Here is a 716-nt window from a genome sequence, read left to right on the forward strand (position 1 = left end):
GGCGACGATGGCCATGAAGTCTTCGGGCCGCGCGGCCTTCCAGTAGCCGGCGCCTTCACCCAAGTCGTGCCAGCGCATGCGCTCACGAAGCTTCTCGGCGAGCTTCTTGGCGTAGTTCAGGACGCCTGTCTGATCCATTCGATGAAGGATGCCACCGCAGTGGGTCTCTCACTTAGCGGACTCCGCGCGCTGGACAGTTTTCTCGCGCAGGGGCGGCTAGAACGGCGGTTCGTCGGCGAATCCCCCGCCTCGGGGCGGAGCTGACGTCCACGGGTCATCTGCCGGTGTGCCTTGGCGGCGGGCGTTGGCTTCGTGTTCTTGCTGGGCTTTCTCGGTTCGGGTCCGGGGCAGCCCGTGTCGGTGGCCGAATCGGGCCAGGCGGTAGGCGTCGCGCAGTTCTTGCCGGTGTGTCCCCGGATCCTCGTATCCGTAGCTTTCGGCTTCGTCGTCCGGGTCGACGTTGGCGATCCGGCACAGCGCCAGGAAGAGCACTTCGACGGTCTGCCACTGAGGCAGCGCGAGAGCGCTCAGGGTGCGACGCACCGTCTCGTGGTTGGCCGAGCCCTTCCGCTGCTCGTCGTCCAGTTCCTCAATGGCCTCAGCGATCCGGCGGATCGGGGGACCGTCCGCAGCGACGTAGAAGTTCCACAGCTGGTCGATCAAAGGCCCGTGATTCTCCGGGACATTCGTGGGCTTTGACAGGCGAGGCGGCATGG

The 716-nt window shown here is 65.9% G+C and carries 1 pseudogene; it reads right to left on the bottom strand.

What is annotated here, in order from left to right:
• Positions 1-216: 216 nt before the first annotated feature.
• Positions 217-716, bottom strand: a pseudogene (locus H074_RS41585) (hypothetical protein); the annotation flags it as partial.

Source organism: Amycolatopsis decaplanina DSM 44594 (assembly GCF_000342005.1).
In the GTDB taxonomy this organism is placed as follows: Bacteria; Actinomycetota; Actinomycetes; order Mycobacteriales; family Pseudonocardiaceae; genus Amycolatopsis; species Amycolatopsis decaplanina.